The following is a 21974-nucleotide window of genomic DNA, read 5'->3' as shown; positions in this document are numbered from 1 at the left end:
CCAAGAGGCCCTGCCTTCATGCCCGCGACCAGCTGCGATCACCCGATCGAGACTCCCGTTCGACACCCACCCCTCAAGATCGGAACGACAACGGCTACTAAGCTTGACTCTGTCGGGGATCTTGGAGTTTCGCGGTGCGGCAGCATGGTCAACGGGCATGCTCGGGTGGTTCCGATGACCGATGCAGCTGTCGAGGTGCCCGTTGTCCCTTCGCCCACGTTCCGGTGAGCAGGTCCCGCCTCTGACTGCGCAGGTCGCGCTGGCGAGCAACCCGGGCGGCACGACGGCGATATGGGTGAGAGACCGCCTCGACGGGCTGTGGCACGACGAGGACTTCGCCGACTGGTACCCGCGCGACGGGCGTCCGGGTCTCTCGCCTGCTCAACTGGCTACCGTCTGTGTGCTGCAGTTCCTGCTCGGTCTGTCGGACCGGCAGGCCGCCGAGGCGGTCCGCTGCCGCATCGACTTCAAGTACGCGATGGCCATGGAGCTGGATGACCCCGGGTTCCACCACAGCGTGCTGGCCGATTTCCGCGATCGTCTCGCCGAAGGCGACCGTGCTGACCGCCTCCTCGACCTCGCGCTGGCCCGCCTCAAGGAGGCCGGCCTGGTGCACGAGCGCACCACCCAGCGCACCGACTCCACCCACTCCGATATGCGGCAGGTCCCGACCACCGTCCCCGCGCGACGCGGCGCCCGCACGATCGCCTCGGCTTTGGTTCTGCGGCATGGCCTCGTGCAAGATCCCCTCCAGGACCACCGCGACGCCGGCCTCGATTCTCTGAAGCACCGGATGTCCTCGCGGCCGATCCGACGCCGGTCGTGGGCGGAGTTGCCGTGCTTCCCCGCCCACGAGGGTGGTTATCGTCCGGCCTGCAAGGCTGCCCAGGTCTGCGGGCCGACGTCGCCGTCGACGCCGAGGCTGCGGGTGGTCTGGTAGTCGCGCACGGCTTGTTCGGTGTTGGGGCCGAAGTCGCCGTCGATGCCCACGGTGCGGCCGAGTGCCGCGGTCAGTGCTCGCTGCAGTCGGCTGACGTCCGCGCCGGTCGACCCGTTCTGCAGCGCCGGTGTCGAGCCGTACGACAGCAGGGCCGTCCAGGTCCTGGGGCCGATCTCACCGTCGGCCGTGAGGCCCCGGGCGGACTGGAAGGCCTTCGTCGCCGTTTCGGTGTTGGGCCCGAAGTCGCCGTCCGGTTCTCCCGGATTGTGTCCGGCGGCGATCAGCCGGCATTGCGCCGCCTTGACCAGACTGCCGGTGGATCCCTGCTGGATGAGGGGGTACGCAGTGAAGTCGAGGTTGACGCCGCTGCAGGTGGGCGCTGGTGTGCCGCCGCAGTTGTTGCTGGTGACGTTCCGCCAGGTCTGGCCGTTGGCCTGGCCGTACTCGACGCCGTTGAACCAGGGGCGGATCCGTTCGGAGGTGGAGTTGCCCCAGGAGGCGGATCCGTTGTTGTCGGCGTCGTAGGCGAGCTCGAAGTGCAGGTGCGGGTGGTTGTTCGAGGTAGGCCCCGTCCTGCCGACCCGGCCGATCAGCTGGCCGCGCTGCACCGTCTGGCCGACGCTGACATCGCGGCTCTGCAGGTGCAGGTATGTGGTGAAGTAGCGCTGCCCGTGGTTGATCTGGATCACGTTGCCGGCGTTGGAGTGGTAGAAGGACTGCCGGACCGTGCCGGAGGCCGGAGCCAGCAGCGGTGCTCCTTCGGTGCCGACCTGGTTGGGCTCGCGGACCATGTCGAGCGCGGGTGCGTGTGCCCAGCTGTCGAGTCGCCACTGCTGGCCGCAGGTGAAGGGCAGTTGGAAGGCGATGGGCGGGGCCGCCGCGGCGGCCGGCGCCGCGGCCTGCCAGGGCAGGACGACGAGGGCGGCAACAGCCACGAGTAGTCTGCCGAGCAGCCCTGGGCTGAGCGTGCGGATGAGGGATAGCAACGTGTCTCCTTCTTTGGTGCCAAGTTCATGCGTGTCTGGGGCGGGGTGTGCGGGCGGCGATGGGACGGCAGGTGCCCTTCCGCTGTGGCTGGGCGCTGCGGGACGGCCGCGTTCGGTCGCGGTGTGTCGCCCGCATGGCGGTCGCGATGAGGGCCGAGGTGGGGGCAGCCATGTACGGCCCTCGTCGTGAGCTCGCCGGCGGGGGAGCGACCGGTGCGCTGAGCGTGCCCTGCGTCGGTATAGCCCGGGTATTTCCGAAGGTCACCCGGCCGCCCTGGGGGGTGGTGCCAGGCACGGACCGCTTACAGGGGAGCACGCCGCGCCGGCGGCGTGCCCGGGTCAGGGCTGCGGGCAGAGCGCGCCGGTGTCCTGGCCGGGGAGGTGGCGGTCGAGTTGCGCCGCGGTGGGCGTTGGGGCGGTGGCTCGGCAGATGCGCCGGATGGCTTCGGTCGCGGTCAGCGGCCAGTGGATGATGCGCTGGTCGGCTCCCGCGGACAGCAGGGTTCCGTCTGGGGTGAACGCCAAGCCCTGCACGTCTGCCGAGTGGCCGGTGAGGGTGGCGATGCGCCGGTGGGTTCGTACATCCCAGACGACGATGGTGTGATCCTCACCTGCCGAGGCGAGGAGGCGTCCGTCCCTGCTGAAGGCGAGCGTGCCGACCGCTGCGGTGTGGCCGGTCAGGGTGCCCCGGCTTTTCCATGTCTGTGTCGACCACAGGCGCACCGTGTGGTCCGAGCCGGCGGTGGCGATCAGATCGCCCGCCGGAGTGGCCGCGATGTCCTGCGTGGACCCCTGCGTGGCCGGGAAGGCCTTCACCAGCCGGTCGTCGGCGGTGCTCCACACGGCGATGCCGCCGGCCGGTGTGCTCGCGACGAGGAGGCCGCCCCGAGCGGGGTAGGCCATGGCGGTCGAGGTGCGCGGGCCGGCCGGCGCCGGCAGTGGACGGGGGTGTGCCGGGTCGCTGACCCTCCAGCGGAACGTTCCTCCCAGGGACATCACGGTGACCGTGCTGCCGTCCGGGCTGAAGGCGACGTCCGTGCCGGTGCCTATACCGGTGAAGGCGATGGTGGTGTAGCGCCGCCCGGTCGACGGGTTCCACAGAGTCAGGGTGTGGTCGCGCGTCACGGCCGCCAGCACCGTGGCGTCCGGGTTGAACGCGACTGCCTTGACATGGTCGGAGTGTCCGCCCAGCAGCCGTTCGGCAGCACCGGAGGCATTCCAGATCCGTACGGACCTGTCGTCGCCGGCGGAGGCGACGAGCCGGCCGTCGGGGCTGACGTCCACGTCGTTCACGGCGCCGCCGTGACCGCTGAAGGGAAGGGCCGTCCGGCGCACCACGATGGTGCGTCCCAGGCCGCCCGAGACCACCGTGCTCGCATCCGGTGCCAGGTCCAGAGCCATGGTCTCCGAGCGGTAGCGGTCGGCGTGGCGGGCGATCTGCTCGCGGCGCCGGTAGTCCCAGATCGAGATCATGCCCTCTTCGTCGGCGATCGCGATCCGATCACCGACCGGCGCGGAGATCATCCAGGGGAAGGCCGTCTGCACCGGGAGGTCGGCGAACTGGCGGGCCGAGCGGCCGGTCAGCCGCCAGAACCTGATGCCGTGTTCTTCGGAGGCCGTGGCCAGGACATCGGATGTGGAGCCGAACCGGGCCACCTGGGCGCCTTCGGTGTTCAGCTCGAAGCGACGGCGACCGGTTTCGATGTCCCAGACAGCCACCGTCCCATCGGTACGGGTGACGGCGAGCGAGCGCTGATCGCCGGCCAGGCTGAGTGCCGCGGGCATACCGGTGGGCAGGAACACGGCCTTGCCAACGCCCAGCGTGGACACCCGTGTGCCCTCGCCCGTGCCGTAGGCCACGACCGTGCCGTCGGCGCTGAAGGCCAGACCGTTGCTGAGGTCGCCGGACACGACCTGCTTGAACAGCACCTTCCTCGACCGGACCTCCCGCACGACGACCGAGCCTCCGGTCGGCTGCTTCGGATTGTTCAACCGGGCCAGGGACGCCAGCCGGGTACCGTCAGCGTTGAAGGCCACCCTCAGCGCGAAGAACCCCTGGGGGAGCGGCTTGACGACATGCTCGGTGAAGGAGGCCAGCCTCCTGCGTCGGTTCGGATCCCACAGCTCCACGGTGCCGTCGCTGGTGGCCGCGGCCACCAACGAGCCGTGAGGGGACAGGGCCAGGCCGAACGACGCGGGCCCGTTCGTGTTGAGTACGACGCTGGGCTGCGCGGACGCCGACGTACTGATCACCGCGCCCAGGGTGTCGGCGTCGGGATGCAGCCGATAGGCGGCCAGGGCGAGGGACCGGGCGACGTCCGGGTCGGTGGCGACCAGCGAGCGCGACGTGAGCGCGGCCTGATGGGCCAGGACGGTCAGGTGCTCGCGCTGTGCCACCTGCCGCTGCTGCCAGGCGGCACCGCCCCCGGTCACGGTCGCCGCCAGCAGCACCGCCAGCACCATCGCCAGGACCCTCAGCCGGCGGACCCGGCGCCGCGCCGCAGCGAGTTCGGACTCGGCCAGCTCCTCGCTGGCGTCGAGGAACTCACGCTCCAGAAGGTTCAGCTCCGAGCGGTGCGGGCGCGCCTCGGCCAGCCCGGAGCCCCGATAGAGCCCTCCGGCGTCCCGCCCCGACTGCTGCCAGACTCGGGCCGCGGCGGTGAGCCGCTGCCGTACGACCAGGCGCCGGCGGTCCTCGCTCAGCCAGGCCCGCAGCCTGGGCCACGCCACGATGAGCGCCTCATGGGCGATCTCCACCCGATCCTCGTCCACGACCACCAGGCGCGCCGCCACCAGCTCGTCGACCACATCCGCGACCGCCGCGACCGGGCCCATCCCGTCGAGTTCGGTTTGCGGGACCCGCCGCCGACTGTCCCGCACCCCGTCCTCGTCCAGGCTGATCAACCGCTGCATGAGCCGGCGCACCAGGTCCTGCTCGGCGGGTTCGAGCTCGGCGTAGACGTGCTCGGCGGTCTGGGCGATCGCACCGTGCATCCCGCCCCCTGCCTGGTACGCCGCGAGAGTCAGGGTGCGGCCGGCCCGGTTGCGCCAGGTCTCCCGCAGCGCGTGGGACACCAACGGGAGTGCGGCGGCAGCGCCGGAGGCCTCCGCCACCACGGTGGCCAGCAGATCGGCGTCGACCGAGCAGCCCTCAAGATCCGCCGGCCGGACGATCAGCTCTCGCAGTTCCGCGGCCGACGGCGGACCGACCAGCAGCTGCGCCTCGCTCATCAGCGCCGGCGCCAGCTCGCTCAGCCCGGTCATCTGGACGAAGAAGTCCGCACGGACACTGAGCACGACCTTCGTTCCGGCATGGGACGCCGCTAACAGCCCGGCGACGAATTCCTCCCGTACCGTGGGATCGGAGCACACGGTGAACAATTCCTCGAACTGATCGACCACCAGCAGCACCTGACCGGCGGGCCGGTCGTGCTCGGCGAGCGCGGCCGCCAGCTGTTTCACCGGCTGGTCGGTCGGCGTCATCATGACCGGCTGCCACCGAGCGGTCGTATCCCGCCGGATCCGGCCCAGTAGGCCCGCCGCCAGCAGCGAGGTCTTCCCCGATCCCGACGCGCCGAACACGACGACCACGGGGAAGCGTTCCACGCGCTCCCACAGCAGCCCGCACAGCCGGTCGCGGCCGAAGAACCGGTCGTGATCCGAGGAGGTGAACGCCGGCAGGCCCCGGTAGGGGTTGGCCCCGACCGGCACCAGTGCCGCGACGGGGACCGGAGAGGGCATGAGGCCCTCATCGCCGCGGAGCATCGCCTGGTGCAGGCGCTGCAGACCCGGGCCGGGCTCGACGCCCAGTTCGGTCCCGTACAGCGCATGGGTCTGCCGGTAGAGCTCGAACGCCTCGGCCTGCCTGCCCGAGCGATACAGGGCCGTCATGAGCTGGCCGCGGAGCGACTCCCGAAAGGGATGCCGGGGCAGCAGCTCCGTCAGCTCCACGACCACCTCGGCATGCCTGCCGAGGGCCAGACCGCAATCGGCCCACCGCTCATGCACGGCAAGACGCAGCTCCTCCAGCCGGGCCGCCCGGGTCGCGACGGCTTCGGTATCCAGGAACTCCGCGAACGCAGGCCCGTTCCAGCACCGCAGCGCCTCACCGTGCAACTCCTGCGCGCCCGCTGTCTCACCCTGTCGCAGGGCCTCCTCCGCCTGGAGGGCCAGCCGTTCGAACCGCGTGGCGTCCAGCGCATCACCCGCCACCACGCGATAGCCGTCGCCCTGCCGTTCGATGCGCTCCGGGCCCAGGGCCTTGCGCAGTAGATGGACGTACAGCTGCAGGTTCTTACGCGCCGAGCGCGGCGGTCGCTCGCCCCACAGTGCGGTCATCAGGAGCTCCGAAGGCACGAGCCGGTCGGGCCTGCTCAGCAGGACCGCGAGCAGCAGACGCACCTTGGGCGATCCGATGTCGACCGGCAAGCCCCCGCGACGGACCGCCAGATCCCCCAGAATCCCCAACTCCACTCGGCCGCCCCCCAAGGCTGCACGGATCAACGCTGGCGGCCCGAAGGTACACCAGCCCTCCGACGCAGACCCGCGCCGGCCCGCCCGACCCACGCATGACGCCGCACTGACGTGGATCAGCGGACTGCCGCCTGGTGCGGCCTCCCGGGCCGGCACCCCCTGGCCGCATGCCCCAAAGATCCGCGATGCGCAGCCGGCCGAAGCCACGCCCGATCACCTGCCGCACGCATCCCCATCAGGACTTATACGGGTCCTATACCGCGCCTCACAACGATCGCTTCCCGTACCGGGCCCACCGGCTCCTGGGCCCTCCGATCAAGGAAGGAACGGGTGCGCCCATCCAGAACGACGCCGACCAGTCCAACAGGCACCCCCCGCCGTGGAGATGACGTCGGAGTCGTAGAGAACGCGAAAGGACACAGCGTGAAGCTCGGGTTCAGCTCGGGAAGCGATCAGAACACCCATCAGCGGACCACTGGGAAGGCAGGACAGCACATGCGTACAAGGCTCGCGGCAGTCGCAGGAGTGGCCGCCATGACCGCCACGCTCGGACTGGTCGGCGCGTCCCCCTCGGCCGCCGGCCCCAACTGCGCCTCCGGCTACCACTGCGTCTTCTACACCGACATCAGCTCCGCACGGCAGTCCTTCTTCAACTCCGATCCGGACTTCTCCAACGACACCTTCGACGAATACAACGTGAGCGGGACCGGTTACAACAGCCCGGTCAACAACAACGTCTACTCGGCCAGCAATTCAAGCACCGGGAACTACGAGAGCCACTACTGGGACAACACCAACGGAACGGGCTTCCTGTTCTGCCTGAACCCCGGTCACTACGTCAACTCCGCCTCCACCGTCGACCAGGCGGGCACGCAGAGCGGCGATCCGCTGCCCTCCGGCCTCCGGGACCGGGCCAGCCGGCTGACGCTCCCGGGCCGGACGTCGACCGACTGCTTCTGACCTCGGTGAACGGCGGGCCCGGCGCAATCCGGGCCCGCACGTTCCGGACCTCGACAGGATTCACATGGCACTGAGCTTCCACGGCACTCGCCGGCACATCGCCGCCTGCGTCCTGACCGCCACTGTGGGCGCAACGATCTGGGCGTTGGCCGACGCGAGGGCCCAAAACCCCGAACCCCGGCCCCATCGTCCGCTGTCCCCGGCCGCACTGGCCGAACAAGGCTTGCGTCCGCCGATCTACACCCAGCTCTACGCCTGGACCCAGAGCGGCGAACAGATCGCGACCGCCCAGCAACAGGTCCTCGTCGCCTGCATGGCCGAGCGCGGATTCACGCTCAAGCCCGCTCCCGTGGCGAAGGCGGGTGACGCGGCGGTGTCCCGCCCGACTCCGTTCGGTCTCGAGAGCCTCGAAGAAATCGGGGCGGACAGCCAGACGCAAGCGCCACCGGAGCAGCCGCAAGGAGAGGCCTTCAACCGCGCCCTCTACGGCAAACCCGGAAACGAGATCTCCGTCAAGGGCAAGCTGCTCAAGGTGACCATGCCGGCGAGCGGCTGCCAGGCCGAGGCGGAGAAGCACATGCTGGGCGACGGCCGGGTGCGGTGGACGGAACTGCGGATGCAGCTCAACGAAGGGGAGCAGACAGCGTTCAAGTGGCTCAAGCACGACTCCCTCTTCCGCAAGGCGAACGAGAGCTGGCGGCAGTGCATGCTCACCAACCGCGTCCAGGCCAAAGACCCCCTCGACCTGATCAGAGCCTTGCCGCCCGACGCGGACATCCGCACCCACCCCGCAACCAAGGCGGACGTCCACTGCAAGCAGGACACCGGATACCTGCGCACCGCCTACGCCAGACTCGCCGTGATGCAGCAGCGCTGGCTCGACGATCACCCCGACGTGCTCAAGGACCGCACCGCGCTGCGGGACAGGCAGCTGAGAATCACCCGCCAGGTCCTCCAGGGGCAGACCGGCTGAGCACCCCGGCGCACCCGATCTGCCCCGGCCCGGCGGCACCGGGTCTCACGGCTGGGTGTGGTAGCGGAGGTAGACCACGCCGCTGGTGAGCCGGCGTTCGTCCAGGAGCTCGAAGCGGAGCCGGGCCCCGTCGGGGAGGAAGGGCTTGCCGCCGCCCAGCACGGCGGGGCCGACGAACAGGTGGTACTCGTCCACCAGCCCTGCGGCGATCGCGTGGGCGGCGAGGGCGGCCCCGCCGACGGTGAGGTCACGTTCGGAAGATGCCTTCAGCCGCCGAACCGCCTCGAGGTCGAAGTCCCGTTCGATCCGGGTCCGGGTGGTGCAGGCCGACTCCAGCGTCCTGGAGTACACGACCTTGTCGGCCGCCTGCCAGATCTCCGCGAACTCCCGCGCCCCGGGCGACTGGCCCGCGATGGACGGGTCGGTCTCCCAGACAGCCATCATGTCGTACAGCTGGCGCCCGTACAGGTAGGTCCCGACCGGCCGCAGCACGTCGTTGATGAAGGAGTAGTACTCCTCGTCCGGTACCGCCCAGTCGAAATTGCCGTCCGCGTCGGCGATGTAGCCGTCCAGTGAGCTTGTTCCGTTTTGACGGACACCATTGGTGTGGTGGTCAGGCTGCGAGTGCGGTCTCGTACTCGGCGGGGCTGAGGTAGCCGAGGCTGCTGTGCAGTCGGTGCAAGTTGTACCAGCCCTCGATGAAATCGAAGATCGCGGTGCCACCGGCGGCCATCCGTTTGTGCTGGCTGCCGCGTTCGTCGAGGGCCTTCGCGAACAGTCTGCGGGCGTTGGCGATCGCGCCCCGATCCTGGGCGGGCAGGTACCGGGCGCTGGTTCTGCGAGCGTGGTCGTCGGCGGCTCGCCATGCGGTCTTCAGTGCGGTGATGGTCTGCCGGTAGGCGTCGAGGTCACTGCCCCGGTGGGCGTCAGCGGCGGTGTCCATGGCGTGCAGGAGGGCCGCGGTCTGGGGGACGGTGACGTCGTCGAGGGCCGGGCGGTCGAGGATGGCAAGGACGTCGCAGAGGTAGGCGGCGTACGCGTCGCGCACATCGTCGTGTTCGGCTTCGATGGCGTGTCGGCGTGTCTGCAAGGCGGCGTCGGCCGCGCGCTGGGCGGATGTTCGGCCATGTCGCCGCTGGAGGAGGTTCCGCAGGCGGTAGAGCCCGAAGCACACGGCGAGCCCGCCGGCCCCCAGGGCGAGGGGAAGCCAGAGGGTCGGCTCGTTACTGGCCTGATGCTGGGCGTCGGCCGGTTCCGAGGAGTGGCGGCCCGTGTCGCCGAGCCAGCCTCTCAGCTCGTCAAGGTTCGAGACGACGAAGGACGCCAGCATGCCGGCGGAGAACCTGGCGATAGCGGGGCCCCACTCCCTGCGCACCACGGAGCCCAGGACCCAGGCCATGGTTGCAAGGAGGATGACCGTCGAGGCGAGTCCGTCCATCAGGCGCCGGACCGCTCGTGCGTCGCGCGGCCCCGCCCCTCGCCTGAGCCTGGGACGCCTGGGGCTTCTCTCGCAGCATGGCGATGCGCTTGGGTTCTTCGGTCATGCTCCGAGGATGCCAGTTGAGGCACAGGATCAGGCGATCCGGAGAGCACGAGTAGTTCCGAAGTACCGATTGGTCGAAGGAAGTTGTCAGACCTGCACGCTACGTTGAGCCGCATGACCTTCGTAGAGGGCAAGATCGAGCGCATCAGGCCGCATCAGTTCCACGAGACCGTCGGGCTGGAGGACTGGCGTGTCCTGGGCGAAGGGGCGTGCGCGTACTTCCGCACCGAGTCGTTCACGGCCGGCGCCCGCCTCGTGCAGGCGATCAGCGAGTTGCCGGGCGCGGGGGACGACGGGCACCCGGACGTCGACCTGCGGCACGAGGCTGTGACCGTACGGCTGATCACGGTCACGGACGACTACTACGGGTTGACCGAGCGGCACATCGAGCTGGCCCGGCAGATCTCGGCAGTGGCGCGCAGGCTGGACATTCCAGCCGACCCGTCCGCCGTGCAGACCGTCCAGGTCACTGTCGACGCCCTCGCCGGTTCCGGGGTGGTGCCCTTCTGGCGTGCCCTGCTCGGCTACCAGGACCGTGCGAACAGCGGCGAGGACCTGATCGACCCGCACCGCCGCGGGGCACCGTTCTACTTCCAGCAGATGGACGCACCGCGCCCGCAGCGCAACCGGGTCCACGTTGACGTCTGGGTGCCATACGACCAGGCCGAGGCGCGGATAGCTGCGGCACTCGCTGCTGGGGGCCGCTTGGTGAACGGCGCCGACGCGCCGTCGAACTGGGTGCTGGCCGACCTCGAGGGGAACGAGGCGTGTGTCGGCGTGGCGGGCTGGATTGCCCCAGACGCTGGTCGCCCGTGAAAGCCCTGCCCGACGAGACCATGTCGCTGGTTGAGTACGAGGTCCGGAACAAGATCAGTGCGCACCCGGACACCCTGCAAACCAAGATCGCCGAGCGCAAGACCCACAGTTCAACGCCCAGAAACGATCAGTGAGAGCGTTGGATCAGATCTCTCGCCGGTTGGTCGGCCAGGGGATCTCCTGGAGAACGTCCTCAGGAGTCGGTACCGCGTCCGGGAAGTGCTGGCGGATCTCCCGGACTACCGAGGCATCCGCGGTGCAGAGGTCCCAACTTGTGCTGTCGAACTCCCGCAGCACCACCTTCAGCTCATTGCCTGCGTACCCCGCGAAGTCCGCGTCAACAAGGACAGGCTGTTGACGGCGTCACCGTCGGGACGTTCCGAGGGTCTGGTCGGCCGTCTCGAAGTGGTGCTCCGTTGGCTTCAGCACTTGGTAGAGATGGCCGAAGTGCTCTGTTTCCGCCGTTCCTTCGAGCACCGTCAGCAGGAAGGCGAGGCACCCCATGTCGTGGTGCTCCCACAGGGGGCCGCGGCCCTCGTTGTAGAGGACGGTCCATTCGTCGGGGTGCTGACCGGGCCGCGCCAGCCAGTACAGGAATGCTCCCGTGCCTTCCTCGAATGCCCACGGCAGGACCCGCGCTCCCGCCTCCAGCAGGCCGGTGGGCTTCGCCTCGAACTCCCACAGGTCGGCCAGGACCTCGTCCCGTTCCGTCGTCTGCGCGTGCAGGTCGCAGTCGTCGTGGGCGGAGTCGGGGACGAGCAGCCAGATCGTCTCGTCGAAGATGCCGTCGCCGTATGTCTCGACGAGTTGCTTGTAGTCGGCGGGCAGAGCCGTACCGAGGACGCGCTCGGCCTGCGCCCAGTCCACCGCGGGCGGCGGATCGACGGGCGGCGGGCAGAGGTGGACGAGAGCGTCGAGGGCGGTCACGGAACAGACGCTACGGAAGCCTCGGCCGGTGCCCGTGGGCGGGGTCGGCAGGGCAGGCGAAGATCCGCATCGGCTCCGGCCCCAGGTGCCGGCTCGCCGGCGTGAAGAGCTTCGGACGCCGAGAGTGTGCGCCTCGGGCAGCCGATGAGCGCGTACTTGGCTGGTAGGGCAAATTACAGCGCTCAGTCACACCAGGTGGTGAGGGGGTGGCCTGTTCGCGTGATCATCGAGGACGGGATCATCGCCTGGCGGGTCGTGGGCGGTGTCTCGTAGTACCGGCGCACATGCCTCGGGTGCGTCAGCCGGCTCAGGGTGCGCTCGGCCACCTCCGGTCTCGGCGGCACCACGAACCCCTTGGTGTCGTCGGTGCGTTTGACGACTTCCGCGGTCAGGGCGAGTTTCTCGCGGGCCTGGTTGATGAGGGGTCCGGTGTGGCGGCCGTCTGTCCGGGCCAGGTAGATGTCCTGGTGCAGTTCGCGGAGCCGGGTCCGCAGGCTGGTGGCCGTTTCGTGGTGGCCCATGTTCGCGGTGGTCACGGCCACGACCGGCAGCAGCCCCAGGAGTCGGTCACGACGTGCCGGTTCCTGCTGATGATCGACTTGCCGCCGTCGTGGTCGCGTGAGGCGGAGGGCATTGACGCGGTGGCCTTCACCGACTGGGCGTGGATGACCCCCTGCTGTCGGCTCCGCCTCGCGGCTCTGGCTCTCGGTCCTGTGGGCGATGCCCGTGACTTCCTGCGCGGCCTGATCGGCAGAGCGCCCTTGGAGGACCTCGCCGCAGCCTGGCTGACCGTCCAGCGCGTACGGGTATGGGAGTGGGCCCTGGGCCTCTGTGTGCGCGTCGGGGGTGAACTGGTGGTCGGGTAGCGTGGCGGGGTGGTAGGGGTGTGGTGGGGCTGTTGGTGTTTGGGGGCCATGGGGGCCGTGTGGGCCGTGTGGGTCGCGGGTCTTGTCAGTGGCTTTCTGTCAGGGCGTGTTCGACTTGGTCGAGTGTGTCGATGAGTGTGATTCGGCCTTGTTCGGCCGGTTCTCCGCTCGCTTTGGTTTCCCGGCCGGTGACCAGGAGGACCACGCTTTCCGATGGGTCTGCCAGGCCGTGTGCGATGGCGCTGTTCAGTCCTGCCAGGGCTGCTGCTCCGGCGGGTTCGGCGTTCACGCCTGCTGTGTCGGCGAGTGTGGATACTGCGCTGAGCAGGGCGGTGTCGGTGACGGCCATCATTGCTCCGCCGCTTTGGCGCGTGACGGTGAGTGCGGCTTCGCCGATGGCGGGGCGCAGTACTGCGATGCCGTCGGCGACGGTGGCGGTGGGGTCCAGGTCCGCCGGTTTGGCGGGTGTGTCCTGCCAGGCCCGTACCAGTGGCTGGCAGTGCTCGGCCTGTATGCCGATGAGGCGTGGTTTGCGGGTGGTGAGGCCGCAGTTGACGAGTTCGGTGAAGCCTTTGTCGAGTGCCACGAGTGTGGGGCCGTCGCCGACGGGCAGGATCATGAGGTCGGGGAGGCGGCGGCCGAGTTGTTCCCATACCTCGAACGCGACGGTTTTCTTCGCTTCGATGGTGAGGGGGTTGGCGCCTGTGTTGCGGTCGAGCCATCCGAAGGAGCGGGCTGCTGCGCGGGAGAGGTCGACTGCGGCCGCGTAGCCGTCGCGTACCTGGAAGACCCCTGCGCCGGCCTGTGCCATGAGCGCGAGCTTTTCGGGCCGGCAGTCGGCGGACACGAAGATGACGGCCCGCATTCCCGCTGCCGCGGCGCCGAAGGCCGTGGCCACGGCGGCGTTTCCGGTGGAGGCGGTCGTGATGGTGTCCATTCCGCGTCGCAGTCCGTCTTCGATCACGAGTGCGGTGGCGCGGTCCTTGTTGGACGCGGTGGGGTTGCGTGTCTCGTCTTTGATCCACAGGCGCGGTGTTCCCAGTGTCTTTCTGAGTGCCGGGGCCGGCAGCAGCGGCGTGCCGCCGATCGGCAGCGGATACCGCACCGGGCCACCGGCGACCGGCAGGAGTTTGCGGTATCGCCACATGCTGAACGATCCCGGCCGGTCCGGTGTCATCAGCGCGGATCGGTAGTCGTACTGCAGCCATTCACAGCCCGAGCGGTCGAGCGATCTGGTCACGTTACCCATGGCGTACCTCGCTGGTGTGCCTGCCGTCTACCAGGGCGGCCAGATCGGCGAGGACGGGGTGGTGGGTGACGTCCTTGAGGGACACCGCGCGGTTAAGGGCGACCGCCAGTTTCACCGCCGACAGTGACGTGCCGCCCCTGTCGAAGAAGTGGTCGCGCGGGCCGATGCGGTCCGGCGGGACGCCGAGCACCTTCGCCCAGGCGGCCGCCAGGCGCTGTTCGGTCGGCGTGCTGGGCACGTGGTGGTCGTCCTTCTCGGTGTCGAGTTCGCCGGCGAGTGCCGTGAGCGTCCGCCGGTCGATCTTTCCGTTGGGGGTCAGGGGCAGGTTCTTGTCCCAGTGGAAGGCCGAGGGGACCATGTACTGGGGCAGCGACTCGCCCAGCTTGTCCCGCAGGACTGTGGCCGGCAGCGGGCGCCGGCCGGAGTAGAAGGCCACCAGGTGTTTGCTCCCGCCGTCCCGTTCGGCGACCACCGCGGCGCCGTCGCGGACGCCGTCGATGCGCAGGAGCGCGTTCTCGATCTCGCCGATCTCGATCCGGAAGCCGCGTATCTTGACCTGGTTGTCCCGGCGGCCGAGGAACTCGAGCTTGCCCTCCGGCTGCCAGCGGCCGTAGTCGCCGCTGCGGCAGATCCTCGCTTTCCTCTCTTCTCGGCCTTGTCCGGGCTCCGTCCGGGGGGATGTCCGGGGCGGGAGAGGCTCGCCCTTGCGGTGCGGATCGGCCATGAAGACCCCTCGGGTCCGCTCGGGGTCGTTGACGTACCCGCGGCCGACGCAGACACCGGCGAAGACGATCACACCGGGGGCGCCCAGCGGCACCGGTGTCAGGTGCTCGTCGACGACGTAGATGTGCACATTGCCGATGGGGCGGCCGAGCGGGACCCGGTCCCGGTCCGGTACCCGGTCCATGACCTCGTGGACGGCATCGTCCGAGGTTTCGGTCAGCCCGTAGGTGTTGACCATCTTGATCTTGGGCTGGGTGGCGAACCAGCGCTGCACCAGTTCCTTCTTCAGGAAGTCGCCGGTGGGCGACACGGTGTGCAGGTCCGGCAGTTCACGGGGGTTCTGCTCCAGGAAGGACAGGAAGACGTCGAGGTAGGACGGCACGACCTGGAGCACGGCGGCCCGGCCGTCGACGATCGTGTCGACGAACCGCTCGACGTCCAGGATCACCTCCTGGTCGACCAGCAGGGTCCGGCCGCCGACGAGGAGCGCGGCGAGCAGTTGCCACACCGAGATGTCGAAGCACTGGGGTCCGGTCTGGGGGATCACCTCGCCCTCGGCGACCTCGAGGTCGTCGAGCTTGGCGTAGATGTGGTTGAGCATGCCCGCGTGCTCGCACATCGCCCCCTTGGGTTCCCCGGTGGAGCCGGAGGTGAACAGGATGTAGGCGAGCTGGTCCGGCGCGACCTGGATGCCGAGATCACCGTCGGCGTGGTTCTCCTCCCAGGCCGTGTCGACGAAGAGCGTCCGGACTCCGGGCAGCGCGCCCAGGGCCTGGTCGAGCGTGGCGGTGCTGCCACGCTCGGTGAGGACGAACCCGCACTCGGCCCGGGAGAGTGCGGCCGCGATGCGGTCGGTGGGGAAATGCGGCTCGATGGGCAGATACACGCCACCGGCCTTGAAGATCGCGAGGACGGCGGCCATCCAGTCCAGGTTCCGCTCCGTCACCACCGCGACGACGTCTTCGCGACGCAGCCCTCGCGCCAGCAGGGCCCGGCCCAGCCGGTTGGCGCGGGAGTTGAGCTCCCGGTAGGTCCACTGCCGGTCGCCGAACACGGCAGCGACGGCGTCCGGGTGCTCGCGCACCCGCTGTTCGAACAGCTCGTGGACCCGGCGGTCCGGCAGCTGTCGGCGTGGCCCGGACAGCCCTTCGAGCTGGAACCGGAACTCCTCGGCCGAGAGCAGGCTGCACCGCCCGTGCCCGGCGTCCGGATCGGCGGTGATCAGCGCGAGCGCGGTGAGGTGGTAGCCCGCGATCCGTGCGGCGCAGGCCGAGTCGATCACATCGGTCCGGTACCGCAGCCGCAGGCCGAGCCGGCCGCCGTGCTGGAAGATCCCCACCCGCAGCACGGTGTCCTCGGCGAGCTCACCGTCGCCGCCCGTGGGGTCGAAGACGGTCTCGAAGGACGGCTCGGTCAGGCCCAGTTCGCGCCTGAGGCCGTCGAGGGGGAAGTCCCGGTGCGACAGCATTTCCGCCTCGGAGCGACGTGTGTCCAGCAGCAGGGCCCGCCAGGAGTCGGCCGCGGTCGTCAGCCGGCAGGGCAGCGGCGAGCCGCTCTCGGCGACGTAACCGGTCACGACGTCGCGCTCGCCGGACAGCGCGGCGAGAACCTTGGCGTGCGCGGCGAGGAGCACCGAAGAGAGCGGCACCGTCAGCTCGCCGGCCAGTCGCCGCAGCGCCGCCACGTCGCCGTCGGAGATCGTCGCGTCGTGCTCGGCGATGCCCGGCACCGGATCAAGGGTCCACCGCGGGATCGGCGTGAGCCCGCCGGCGGTGAGCACACCGCGCCAGAACTCGTGCCCGGTCTTGGTCTGTTCCATGGTCGTCACATCCCTTTTCCTGATCACTGATGCCACTTGGCGCCGAAGTGGGCGACGTCGCGGTTGTGGATTCCGTGGCCGGTCCGCAGCTCCCTGGCCGGGTTTCCGCCCCATCGGGCGTGCGGCGGGATTTCCTCGCCCTTCATGAGGAAGGAGTCGGGGGCGAGTACTGCGCCGTCGCCCATCGTCGTGCCGTACAGGACGAACGAACCGACTCCGAGGGTGCAGCCGGCACCGATCGTGATCCGGTCGCACTTGAAGACGTAGTCCTCCTGCGAGTGGCACTGAATCCACCCGCCGGCGTTGAGGGTGACGTCGTCCCCGATCGTCACCAGGTTCTTCTCGGCCATCTGGCAACCGTCGTCGAAGAGCCTCTTGCCGAGCCGGACGCCCTGCAGCCGCCAGATCGCGCTCTTGAACGGGGTGCCGTTGAACACCGCGCCCACCCCGGACTCCAGCTTGAAGAAGCGTTCCGTCCGCCAGAAGTCGATGTCGTAGATCGAGCAGTACTTCGGCGGCAAAGGACGGAATCCCGTGGAGGCACGTTCGACGAGCACGCCGTAGACGACGCTGAACAGAAGGAGGAGGACCATGGCCAGCGCGAGCGCCGACACACCCAGGGAGGGGTACAGACTCGCAGCGCACAGACCGGTCACGACGGCCACGAAGGTGTAGAACCACCGCGCCAGCAGGAAGAACCCTATGGTCAGGGCATTGTGCCTGTTCTTGGCGGCGAGGCGGCGGCGCAGCTCGTCCCCGCTCGTCAGGTCGTTGAACCTGTTGTCACGATCGACCGTGCGCGGGATCTCGAAGCTGGGCGAGCCCAGCAGCCCGACTCCCTCCCGCACCTCCCCGTCGACCGGAACCATGACCTTCGTCGCCAGCAGGCAGTTGTCGCCGACCTTGCTCTGCGAGGGATAGACGATCATGTTCCCGAGGAAGCTGTGGGCGCCGATCGACGCCCGCGATACACGGAAAGACGTACTGGAATAGTCGGCATTGACGATCGACAGCTCACTGGCACACACCGTTCCGGGGCCGACGGAGACCAAGTACGGGGTGTCGTGCCTGAGATGGTCGCCGAAGTTCGACCCGGTCTGCACAACCGGGGAGGAAAGGTCGTACCCGAGACCGCGCAGAAAGGGGACGATGAAGGAGCTGTCCCCGAAGAGGCCTATCAGGAACTTCGAGTTCGCCACGCGCGTGATCGCCCGGTGGCACAAGTAGCGCACGCCGTACAAGGGATAGACCGTGTCCGGCTTGACGGCCAGGCTGAGCACGCGAGGGACAGTGACCACGAAGACAATGCTCAGAAGCAGGGAGCCGAAGAAGACCACGAAGGAAATGGCCAGCGCCTCGAGGTAGAACACCACGTTGGTGAAGTCCAAAGAGGATGCGCCCAGAAGCGCTTCCACCCGAGACCCCACGAGGATGTCGAGAACGCAGATCACCAACGGCAGGTACAGGGCCAGCATCGTCAGCACCTGCACGACGGAGTAGACGGCACTTCGCAGGGTGCCGCAGGCGGCAGGCGCAACCATCCGGTAGTCCACGTCGGTGGGCCGGGCCACCGACCCGTGCCAGCCCTGGCCGGCGGGCACAGCCTGCCCCGCGTGCAAAGAGGAGACGTGGCCCAGCTGGGACCCATCACCCATCGAGGTCTCGATGTCGAGCACCGTCTGCTCGCCGACGTACACATCCCGGCCCAGGACGACCGCACCGGTCTGGATCCACCCGGAGTGGGCCCGGTAGCAGGTGAAGTACGAGTCCTTACGGATGACCGCGCCGTCACCGATGGTGAGCAGGTCGGTGGCAACCGGCACGTGCTGGGAGAAGATCACCACACCTCGCCCGACCTTCGCACCCAGCGCCCTCAGATACAGCACGTACAGAGGTGAACCGGCGAACAGCGCCAGCGGGCTGGACCGCACCAGCGTCTTGACGACCCAGAACCGGACATAGGCCAGGCTCCAGATGCGGATCTGCTGGGGCTTCCACCGGCCGATCAGCAGCCACTTCGCCAGGATCGGCAGCACGCATGCACCGAGGAACGCCGCGCCGCCGAACAGGACCGACCTCAGATAGGTCTCGACGACACCGGAGCCGGCGGAGATCCACTCAAGACCCCGCACGGCGACGAACGCGGCGGCAAAGGACGACCCGAGGAAGAACAGGAGCTGCAGCGTCCCGCACAGGACGTACTCCAGTGCGCCCGCCCGGGCCGGCGCGGCAGGCTCGGACGGCACCGGGACCAAGGGCTCGACCACGGCCGGCGCGGCATCCGTGAGTGCCGCCGCCAGGCTCGCGATCGTCGGGTTCCGGTAGATGTCCTTCATGGACACCGACGGCAGCTCCGCCCGCTTCCTCACCCGGGCGCAGAACCGCGCCATCACCATCGAGTCGGCACCCAGGTCATGGAAGAAGTGGCTCTCGACCTCGACCTGCTCCACCCCCACGACGCCGGCCAGCACCTCAGCCAGCAGCGCGGCGGTATCGGCCACCGGGCCTGCACACGCGCCGCCCCGGATGGCGGAGGCTTCCGCCGGATCGGCCGTGACGACCCCGGCAGATCCCTCTGGTGTGCGAACTCCCCCGGACTTTCCCGTCATGCGAACTCCCTGAGAACGTTTTCGGCCGGCGTCGGCCCTCTACGGCCGGCACCCGGTGAGCGGCTACGCCTCCTCCAGTACGCCGGGTGGGAGAGACCCCGTCACGCCACTAGAACTCGGAACTTGACAGGTCAGGCCCTCTGTGGAGGCCGGGCGGTTTCGCCGGCACAGCGCAATCCCGGGCGAGGATCTGAGGTGGCCAGTTGGTCCTCCGCCTCACCATCCACCCCCGCCAGTTGCGGTCGGTACGCGTCACGCTACCCAGCGCTACCACGCGTTCCATGCGCGTCCGCCAGGCACGCAGCCGGGCATCACAAGCAGCCACCACCTGCTGTGGTTGCCGTTCGCCGAGCCCCGGCATTCGGTGTCATCGCGCACGCCCCTCGGATACCGCCTACGAGCCCGACTTCCGCGGACGCCGTTAGGTTCCGGAGCGGGAGCACGTGGCATGAGCTGCAAAGACGCCTACGGGCACACCGAGACGGCATGCCACTGAGAACAGATGACAGGGACGTCGAGCCGGGGCACTGACACGCCGGTGCTCGCCCGAGCCGGCCGACCGAACACGTCCCGCACCGACGCGGCCGTCCGAGCGCGCCGCCGACCCACCCAAGAGATGCTCGAACGCCGCCAGACCGCCCTGGCCGCCATGACGCGCGACCATACGCCTGTCACCGTCGCAGCCCTTGCCCGACCGCCCGCGTCCCACGCACCTTCCTCTACCAAAACCAGCAGGCCAGAACCCCTGTCGAGCAGGCCACCCGCGCAAGCAGATCTCATCCCGAAACCTCTGCCAGCGGCCGCAGCCGCACACAGCCAGCCTGAAGAGAACACGCCCTCAACGCCGAAGACGCCCTCGCCCAGTCCCAGCGTGAGAGCAGCACCCAGCGCACCCGCATCGCAGAGCTCTCGGCAAGATCCGCGACCTCGAACACGATCTCCCCGAAAGCTCCCTTCAGCGCATCGTCACCGAGAACACCACCACCCCGAAAGCAGCAAGTACGACAGCTGACCCAGGAGAACCAGCAGATTCAAGAGCGCTTGGCCAGCGCCCGCCAGAACAACCGCTTCCTGAACAAACGCATCGCAGATCTTGAAGCCGAACTCGCCCCGTATCCCACCGCCCCACCTTCGCCACCGTGACCCTCGGTTCATCGCCCTCCGAGGAACGGCACGCCCAGCGTCAGGGCCCGCTACGTCGGTGCCTTCGCTCTCGTCGCACGTTCTCTATGTCCAGCGCATGCCGATGGCGGAGAGTTGCCCGATCCGTTCCGGGGTGAGTGTTGCGGCCCTGCTGCGTTGGTTGCTGACCCATGCCCCCAGCTTCAGCTCCCGCTGCTCCTGGTTCTCGCCGCTATCCCCGCTGGCTCCGCCAACCCCATCTACAGTGATTGTCTCGATGTGCTTGCGGGGGACTGTCAGGTGTCCCTCGCGTTCGTGGAACTGCCGGGCGGCGGCGTAGTGGATGGCCCACTTCTGCGCCTGGCTGGTCCGCGATCTGGGCTTCTCGTCCTCGGTCGCGGGTTCGATGCCGAGGATGTGTTGGCACATCCACCGCTGCACGGTCGTGAGCTGGTCCCATCCGAGGCGGACCGCCTTTACCCAGCGTCCGAGGTCTTCGCCCTGGCGTACGGCCCCGCCCGGCTCGGTCGGCAGCGCGCCGCCTTCATTCAGGTGCTGCCGGGTGAGGTGGAAGGCCCTCTGCCACTCCACGGGCCAGATGGGGCACCAAGAGGGGTCGATCTCCTCCAGCTGTTCGCGCCGCTCCTCTGACAGCGCGCCGGCCGACGACTGAACGGGCAGGCCTTCGGTACGCCGCTGCTCGCTCTCCGCCGCCTTTCGCGCGGCGGCCCGCGCGTTCTTGAGCCAGATGCCCACCTTCGCTCCCTGGTGGGTGGCGTCCAGGGGCGCGAGGAGGTGCCCGTGTTCAGCGGCCCACCCGCGGGCGGCGGACAGGCCCTCTTCCCAGGCGATGTCGTAGTGGGACCAGATCATGCCGAGCTTCTCAAACTGAGCGATGCGATCGGCGTCCATGTGACAAATCCGGCAGAGATCACTGGATGGGCAATTTTCTGACCTGCCGGATCTGGTGATCGTTTCAGGATTTCGTGCCGTCATTTCGTGCGGACCTGAGCTGGGGTTTCCTGCGGAGGTCCGGAAGCCGGAGAAGCTCTGAGGTGCGCGTTCAGTGATCGTTTCGGAATGTAGTGATCGTCGCGGGATTTCCTTATTGCTGCGTGGTTCAGGTGGATGGGTCTGTGCTGGTCAGAGCGGTCTGGCGGGTGCCGCGGCCGTCGCGGAAGGTGGTACGGAGGTGTCGGTGGTGCTGCGTACGATCTGACTCTTCCTGCGGGCGCTGCAGCGCAGATGGGCAGGAACACCGTGGGCAGCGGCCTATGGGCTCGTCCGGTCTGTGTGGCGCAACGGCCCGATCGAGAACGCGCACGCCTCCCGGCCGGCCGGTCGGCGCAAGGCATTGCACGACGGGACGATGTCCGCCCGCAACACCTGGCTCACCCGGCAGGCGTTCGATGTTCTGGGCTCCGACGACCAGTTCCGTCTCTATGAGCTGGAGGACCTGGTCCTGGACCGGGACATGGTCTGGCCGGGATGCGAGGGGACCCTGACGGACTTCGGCCGGCGCCCTGACCGCCTGGGTCCACGCGGTCCGCCGCTCACGGTGACTGGGCTCCCGCTCCCTGCCGCACACCGTCGCCGTGCCCACCGGCCCGCCGCCGCGCCCAAGGCACGACCGGGGCGTGGCCGACCGCGACCAGGAGCAGGCGACCGACGTCGCCACGGTGGAGCAGACCCAGCTGGTGGTCGAGGCCGTCGTCAAGATGACCGCCAAGCTCCAGGACGGCATGCGAGAGCGTGCCGTCGCCCACGGCCCCCGCCCGCAGCCCGCTCCGACAACGTCCACGCCGCCGCACACCCAGCAGCCCAGCTCCCAGCCCATGCCGGGCCCGAGGGACACAACTCTGTTGGGCATCCCGTTGCCCGCCGGGCAGGTGCCCCGCGTGATCGGAATCGACGACTTTGCTTTGCGCCGACGGCACCGCTTGGGTCCGCCGGTTCGGTAGCCCCACC

At 69.0% G+C, this 21974-nt stretch carries 16 protein-coding genes and 3 pseudogenes; 7 read left to right on the top strand and 12 right to left on the bottom strand.

The window, feature by feature from the left end; genetic code table 11:
- Positions 1-295 precede the first annotated feature (295 nt).
- Positions 296-940 (top strand): transposase, encoded by a 645-nt coding sequence (locus OG766_RS00370; protein ID WP_266389826.1) that lies wholly within the window; start codon positions 296-298, stop codon positions 938-940.
- Here OG766_RS00370 and OG766_RS00365 read toward each other — a convergent pair.
- The 3 genes and pseudogenes from OG766_RS00365 to OG766_RS00355 all read right to left on the bottom strand — a co-directional run.
- Positions 862-1329 (bottom strand): annotated as a pseudogene (locus OG766_RS00365) (peptidoglycan-binding domain-containing protein); the annotation flags it as partial. The gene OG766_RS00370 and the pseudogene OG766_RS00365 overlap by 79 nt on opposite strands.
- A 141-nt stretch (positions 1330-1470) precedes the next feature.
- Positions 1471-1731, bottom strand: a pseudogene (locus OG766_RS00360) (M23 family metallopeptidase); the annotation flags it as partial.
- Between the two features lie 534 nt (positions 1732-2265).
- A complete protein-coding gene (locus OG766_RS00355) occupies positions 2266-6354 on the bottom strand; it encodes an nSTAND1 domain-containing NTPase (protein ID WP_328724224.1) in 4089 nt (1362 codons plus the stop codon).
- A 579-nt stretch (positions 6355-6933) separates the two neighbouring features.
- Between OG766_RS00355 and OG766_RS00350 the strand changes: the two genes are divergently transcribed.
- Positions 6934-7359 carry a hypothetical protein gene (locus OG766_RS00350; protein ID WP_266389832.1) on the top strand — a complete coding sequence of 142 codons (426 nt, stop codon included), beginning with the start codon at positions 6934-6936 and terminating at the stop codon, positions 7357-7359.
- Between the two features lie 64 nt (positions 7360-7423).
- Positions 7424-8332: a hypothetical protein gene (locus OG766_RS00345; RefSeq protein ID WP_266389836.1), complete on the top strand. Its 909-nt coding sequence runs from the start codon at positions 7424-7426 to the stop codon at positions 8330-8332.
- Between the two features lie 45 nt (positions 8333-8377).
- On the opposite strand, the gene OG766_RS00340 is transcribed toward OG766_RS00345, so the two are convergent.
- On the bottom strand, positions 8378-8893 hold the full coding sequence (locus OG766_RS00340) for a dihydrofolate reductase family protein (protein ID WP_328727406.1): 516 nt from the start codon (positions 8891-8893) through the stop codon (positions 8378-8380).
- Positions 8894-8945: 52 nt separating this feature from the next.
- Positions 8946-9044 (bottom strand): annotated as a pseudogene (locus tag OG766_RS00335) (IS3 family transposase); the annotation flags it as partial.
- 945 nt (positions 9045-9989) lie between these two features.
- Between OG766_RS00335 and OG766_RS00330 the strand changes: the two are divergent.
- Both OG766_RS00330 and OG766_RS00325 read left to right on the top strand, forming a co-directional pair.
- The gene (locus OG766_RS00330; RefSeq protein WP_266389842.1) at positions 9990-10691 is read left to right on the top strand and encodes a VOC family protein; all 702 of its coding nucleotides are present in this window, start codon (positions 9990-9992) and stop codon (positions 10689-10691) included.
- Entirely contained in the window at positions 10688-10825 is a 138-nt protein-coding gene (locus tag OG766_RS00325) for a hypothetical protein (RefSeq protein ID WP_266389845.1), read from the top strand. Before OG766_RS00330 ends, OG766_RS00325 begins: the two co-directional genes overlap by 4 nt.
- 10 nt (positions 10826-10835) lie before the next feature.
- Here the strand turns inward: OG766_RS00325 and OG766_RS00320 are convergent, their stop codons facing one another.
- The 3 genes from OG766_RS00320 to OG766_RS00310 all read right to left on the bottom strand — a co-directional run bounded on the left by OG766_RS00320 (position 10836) and on the right by OG766_RS00310 (position 12160).
- Complete coding sequence (locus tag OG766_RS00320) at positions 10836-10991, bottom strand: hypothetical protein (RefSeq protein WP_266389847.1); 156 nt, start codon at positions 10989-10991, stop codon at positions 10836-10838.
- A gap of 63 nt (positions 10992-11054) precedes the next feature.
- Positions 11055-11618, bottom strand: coding sequence for a hypothetical protein (locus tag OG766_RS00315; protein WP_266389849.1), 564 nt, complete (start codon positions 11616-11618; stop codon positions 11055-11057).
- A 182-nt stretch (positions 11619-11800) separates the two neighbouring features.
- A complete protein-coding gene (locus OG766_RS00310) occupies positions 11801-12160 on the bottom strand; it encodes a hypothetical protein (RefSeq protein WP_328724223.1) in 360 nt (119 codons plus the stop codon).
- A gap of 48 nt (positions 12161-12208) precedes the next feature.
- Between OG766_RS00310 and OG766_RS00305 the strand changes: the two genes are divergently transcribed.
- Positions 12209-12484: a hypothetical protein gene (locus tag OG766_RS00305; RefSeq protein WP_328724222.1), complete on the top strand. Its 276-nt coding sequence runs from the start codon at positions 12209-12211 to the stop codon at positions 12482-12484.
- Positions 12485-12569: 85 nt separating this feature from the next.
- Here OG766_RS00305 and OG766_RS00300 read toward each other — a convergent pair whose 3' ends face one another.
- The 4 genes from OG766_RS00300 to OG766_RS00285 form a co-directional block, all read right to left on the bottom strand.
- Positions 12570-13733 carry a pyridoxal-phosphate dependent enzyme gene (locus OG766_RS00300; RefSeq protein WP_328724221.1) on the bottom strand — a complete coding sequence of 388 codons (1164 nt, stop codon included), beginning with the start codon at positions 13731-13733 and terminating at the stop codon, positions 12570-12572.
- Positions 13726-16275 carry a non-ribosomal peptide synthetase gene (locus tag OG766_RS00295; protein ID WP_328724220.1) on the bottom strand — a complete coding sequence of 850 codons (2550 nt, stop codon included), beginning with the start codon at positions 16273-16275 and terminating at the stop codon, positions 13726-13728. Before OG766_RS00295 ends, OG766_RS00300 begins: the two co-directional genes overlap by 8 nt.
- Positions 16276-16298: 23 nt before the next feature.
- On the bottom strand, positions 16299-18884 hold the full coding sequence (locus OG766_RS00290; RefSeq protein WP_443045435.1) for a Pls/PosA family non-ribosomal peptide synthetase: 2586 nt from the start codon (positions 18882-18884) through the stop codon (positions 16299-16301).
- A gap of 1227 nt (positions 18885-20111) precedes the next feature.
- Positions 20112-20918, bottom strand: a complete 807-nt coding sequence (locus tag OG766_RS00285; protein ID WP_443045434.1) for a helicase associated domain-containing protein — start codon at positions 20916-20918, stop codon at positions 20112-20114.
- A gap of 725 nt (positions 20919-21643) precedes the next feature.
- Between OG766_RS00285 and OG766_RS00280 the strand changes: the two genes are divergently transcribed.
- Complete coding sequence (locus OG766_RS00280) at positions 21644-21967, top strand: hypothetical protein (protein WP_328724218.1); 324 nt, start codon at positions 21644-21646, stop codon at positions 21965-21967.
- Positions 21968-21974: the final 7 nt, after the last annotated feature.

Origin of the sequence: Streptomyces sp. NBC_00259, from assembly GCF_036181745.1 — a bacterium.
In the GTDB taxonomy this organism is placed as follows: Bacteria; Actinomycetota; Actinomycetes; order Streptomycetales; family Streptomycetaceae; genus Streptomyces; species Streptomyces pratisoli.
This window is presented reverse-complemented; position numbering and strand designations above follow the sequence as displayed.